This is a genomic window from Corallococcus terminator, assembly GCF_003611635.1.
Taxonomy (GTDB): Bacteria; Myxococcota; Myxococcia; order Myxococcales; family Myxococcaceae; genus Corallococcus; species Corallococcus terminator.
In genome coordinates this window covers 1-3,767 of record NZ_RAVZ01000537.1, presented here as the reverse complement: position 1 = coordinate 3,767, position 3,767 = coordinate 1, and the positions used below count along the sequence as shown (strand labels likewise).

The window sequence follows — 3,767 nt, the reverse complement described above, 5'->3', positions numbered from 1 at the left end:
GCCCACCACCGCGAACGTGTAGCCCACTTCCTTGGAGCCCCAGCCCAGCCGCGACTGCACCACCAGCGCGAATGCCACCTGGAGCGTGGTCATGGACAGGAACACCGCGAAGAACAATCCCAGCACCATGCCCAGCGCCTTGCGCCGGGGCGTGTCCTGCAACGCGGACCAGCGTGCCTGGGATTTCGCCTGGGCGCGCGCCTCGGGCGGGTGCGTCTCCGGCATCGCCACGAGCGCGCCCACGAAGCCCACCAATGCCAGTCCTCCGGCGAGCAGAGGCGGCACCCACGGCCCCAGGCCGGAGAACACCCCGCCCAGCGTGGGCCCCAGCACCATGCCCAGCCCGATGCCCGCGCCAATGCGGCCCATCGCCTTCGCGCGCGTCTGCTTCGTCGTCACGTCCGCGATCGCCGCCTGACACGCGGCGATGTTCCCGGACGTCGCCCCCGCGAGGATGCGCGAGGCGAAGAGCAGCGGCAGCATCTTCTCGTAGCTGGCCAGCGCGAACAGCACCATCGCCACCGCGTTCGCCAGCAGGCTCAGCAGGATGACCGCCCGCCGCCCGTGCCGGTCCGAGTAGCGCCCGAGCAGCGGCGTCGCCAGCAGTTGGGTGAAGGAGAAGCACCCCAGCAGGATGCCCACCGTCCGCGCCGAGCCACCCATCGACTGCACGTAGAAGGGCATCATCGGGATGACGATGCCGAAGCCCACCAGGTCCAGGAACACGGTGAGGAACACCACCGCCTCCACCCGGCGCAGCATGCCGGGCGTCGCGGCCTGGGCCGCGCTCACACTCACGCTCTCCGTCACCATCTCAGCCCATCCCCGGCGGATGGACGGGCAGCGAATCCGCGTACGCCCGGAGCAGGCGGCCCTCGTCGTAGGTGGCCTTGAAGCCGGTGGCCTCCAGGAAGCGCTTGTTGTCCACCACGATGGGGTATCTCAGGTGGTCCGTCGCGCCCACCGACAGCCGGGGGAAGCCCGCCCGTCCCATCAGGAGCGACATCAGCGGCGAGGGCAGCGGCACCGGCGTGCGGCCCGTGCCCTTGATGATGACCGACAGCGGCACGGGCGACGGGCCTGCGACGTTGAAGATGCCGCGCACGCGCTTCTCCAGCGCGAGCTGCAACGCCGTCACCACGTCCTCCTCCTGCATGACGTGGAACAGCGGGTCGTAGCCCAGCACCATGGGCACGCGCTTGCCGCGAATGAGGTTCGCGAGCGTGCCCGTGCCCGGCGTGCCCAGCGTGTACACCAGCCGCAGCACCGCGGTGGTGATGTCCGGCAGCCGCCACAGCGCCGTCGCCGCGTACAGGTCGGCGGCCACCAGGTCCGCCAGCTCAGGGATGGCCTCCAGCGCGCGCGGCGGCTCGTCCTCGGAGTGGTACAGCGGCGAGTCCGGCGCCGCGCCGTAGAACGTGTGCCGGCCCACGAAGAGCACCTGCTTCACGCCGTGCGCCGCGCAGTGGTCGAACACCGCCTTGGTGCCGTCCAGGTTGATGCGGCCGCGCTCGCCGCCCTGCACCGTGAAGGCCGTCACCGTGGCCATGTGCACCACTGCGTCCGGCTTCCAGCGGCGGAAGACGTCCTCGGCGGCGCGCTTGCGCACGTCCACCGGGTGCACCTCGATGTCCTTGGGGCCGTCCCGCCACGGACGGATGTCGAGCCCCGCGACCTGGTGCCCGCTGTCGCGCAGGCGCAGCGCCAGCCTTCGCGCGATGCCGCCGGAGATGCCAGGAATCAACACCTTCATGGCAGGAGCCTCCGGGCGCGGCGCAGGTTGCGCTCGGCACGGTGGTCCTCGATGAGCCGCGCGATGCTGTCCTTCACCTGGTTCACGTACCCTTCGATGATGTGGTCTTCCTCGTCCCCGGTGCCTTCGAAGACGAGCGGCTCGCCGTAGTGGATTTCAAGCCCCACCGGCAGCGGCAGGGGCAGGAGGTAGGGCGTCAGCGGCACGTACGGCACGCCCAACAGCTTCCCCAGCGCGTACGCGTTGGTCACCGTGGGGATGGCCGCGCCGCCGCCCAGGAAGGCGAAGGGGATGATGGGCGAGCGCGTCTGGAGCGCCAGCCGGATGAAGCCCGTGCCGAAGTCCACCAGCGAGTAGCGCTCGGTGTAGAGCTTCGCGGTGCCCCGGGCGCCTTCGGGGAAGATCATCAGCAGCCGGTCGTCCTCCAGCAGGCGCACGGCGTGTTCGGGCAGGCCGGTGAACTGGCCGGTGCGGCTGGCCCACAGCGAGGCCACCGGGAACCTGTGGATGAAGCGCTCCACCATGCCCTGCGCCAGCCGGGGCGGGTCCATCTCCAGCATCGTGGAGGTGAGCACCATCATCCCGTCCACCGCGACGCCGCCGGAGTGGTTGCCCACCAGCATGCCCCGGCCCTTCTTGGGGATGTGTTGCACGCCGGTGCAGCGCACCCGGAAGTAGTTCCGGTAGAGGAAGGCGAAGAACTCCAACGCCAGTTTCAGGTGCTTCTTGGAGATGCCGTACGGGTCGACGCCGTACTCGTTGAAGGGCAGCTCCAACCGCTCCACCCGGGCTGACAGGGACTCGCTCTGGGGCACGGGGCGCACCGTAGCACCGCGCGTGCGCTTTGCACGGGGGCCCCGCGTACCCCATTGTGGCCCCGACAGGCGCCCTGCATGGCGGGGTGCCCTGGGAGGCGCGCACGATGGCGGGGCAGTGGACGGGAATGCTGGAGGGAGCGCTCGCGTGGGCGAAGGCGCTGCCGGACACGCTCTCCTCGGAGGTCGCGGTGGACGTGGCCGGCCGGCGGGTGCGGTTGTCCCACGCGCGGGTGGAGGCGCTGTCGCGCCAGGTGCTCAAGGGCGTCAAGGCGCTGGAATTGCGCTCCTGGGACTCCCTGGCCAGCGTGTACGACCTGCGGCTGTCCGTGAAGGGCTGGAAGCTGCGGGTGGAGGCCACCCCGGAGCGCGTGCTGCTGGCCCAGGGACGCTACACGCTGTGGCTGGCCACGCCGGGCCGGGTGGAGCTGGAGGAATCTCCCGGTGCGTCATCGCTGCTGATGGGCGCGCTGCGCACCGGCGCGGGCAAGGCCGCGCTCAGGGCCCTGGCGGAGAAGCTGTTGCCGCCGGACCTCCGCTGGGATGGACAGGTGCTCCGGGTGGAGGGACGCCTGCCCCGGGACGGCGCGCTGGCCGCCCGGCTCTTCGAAGCCTCGTCCCTGGCGATGACCGCGGTGCACGCGTCCGAAGGGCTGTGGCTGTCCGCGGAAGCCTGGCCGGGTCTGTTGGACCTGCTCCAGGCGGCCCTGGACACCCGCGTGGGCGCTGCCTAGCGGCCCTCGCCGTCCCACACGTTGGCTCTGCCTTCCAGGGGGCCCCGCTGCGGACGGACGATGCAGAAGCGCTGGCCCGTGGGGGCCTCCATCACCCACCAGCGCTTCACGTAGGCGACGCGCTTCGCGCCCAGCGCCTCCAGGCGCTCCAGCTCCGCGTCCAGGTCGTCCGACTCGATGTCCAGATGGATGCGGCTTTCGTGGTCCACCTGCTGAAGCAGGAGCGAGGGTTCGTCGGCCGTCGCCTCCAACTCGCGGTAGTTGGGCGAGTCCGGATCCACCGGCTTCAGCTTCCGGCCCAACGCGGCGCTCCAGAAGCGTGCGGCCGCGTCGAAGTCGTCCCCCTTGCAGTCGATGACGAAGGTGCTGAGTCGGCTGTGGTGCATGGCTTCTCCTGGAGTCCGCGCAGGGGTGCGCCCAAGGGGGTGGGGGGAGCCCGGGATACACCGAAAAGCGGGACATGGG

The 3,767-nt window shown here is 70.8% G+C and carries 5 protein-coding genes; 1 reads left to right on the top strand and 4 read right to left on the bottom strand.

Features of this window, described 5'->3' with window-relative positions:
- The 3 genes from D7V88_RS39645 to D7V88_RS39635 all read right to left on the bottom strand — a co-directional run.
- A partial coding sequence (locus D7V88_RS39645; protein WP_147449079.1) for an MFS transporter occupies positions 1-813 on the bottom strand: 813 nt, incomplete at its 3' end.
- 1 nt (position 814) lies between these two features.
- Complete coding sequence (locus D7V88_RS39640) at positions 815-1,753, bottom strand: SDR family oxidoreductase (RefSeq protein WP_120545700.1); 939 nt, start codon at positions 1,751-1,753, stop codon at positions 815-817.
- Positions 1,750-2,577: a lysophospholipid acyltransferase family protein gene (locus D7V88_RS39635; RefSeq protein WP_120545699.1), complete on the bottom strand. Its 828-nt coding sequence runs from the start codon at positions 2,575-2,577 to the stop codon at positions 1,750-1,752. Before D7V88_RS39635 ends, D7V88_RS39640 begins: the two co-directional genes overlap by 4 nt.
- Before the next feature lie 98 nt (positions 2,578-2,675).
- Between D7V88_RS39635 and D7V88_RS39630 the strand changes: the two genes are divergently transcribed.
- Positions 2,676-3,302, top strand: a complete 627-nt coding sequence (locus D7V88_RS39630; RefSeq protein WP_120545698.1) for a hypothetical protein — start codon at positions 2,676-2,678, stop codon at positions 3,300-3,302.
- Here D7V88_RS39630 and D7V88_RS39625 read toward each other — a convergent pair.
- Entirely contained in the window at positions 3,299-3,688 is a 390-nt protein-coding gene (locus tag D7V88_RS39625) for a VOC family protein (protein WP_120545697.1), read from the bottom strand. The genes D7V88_RS39630 and D7V88_RS39625 overlap by 4 nt on opposite strands.
- Between the last annotated feature and the right edge of the window lie 79 nt (positions 3,689-3,767).

Bases quoted from the DNA above. Each gene is read 5' to 3' on its own strand.
- D7V88_RS39640 (WP_120545700.1), bottom strand. From the start codon at position 1,753: ATGAAGGTGTTGATTCCTGGCATCTCCGGCGGCATCGCGCGAAGGCTG.
- D7V88_RS39625 (WP_120545697.1), bottom strand. From the start codon at position 3,688: ATGCACCACAGCCGACTCAGCACCTTCGTCATCGACTGCAAGGGGGAC.
- D7V88_RS39630 (WP_120545698.1), top strand. From the start codon at position 2,676: ATGGCGGGGCAGTGGACGGGAATGCTGGAGGGAGCGCTCGCGTGGGCG.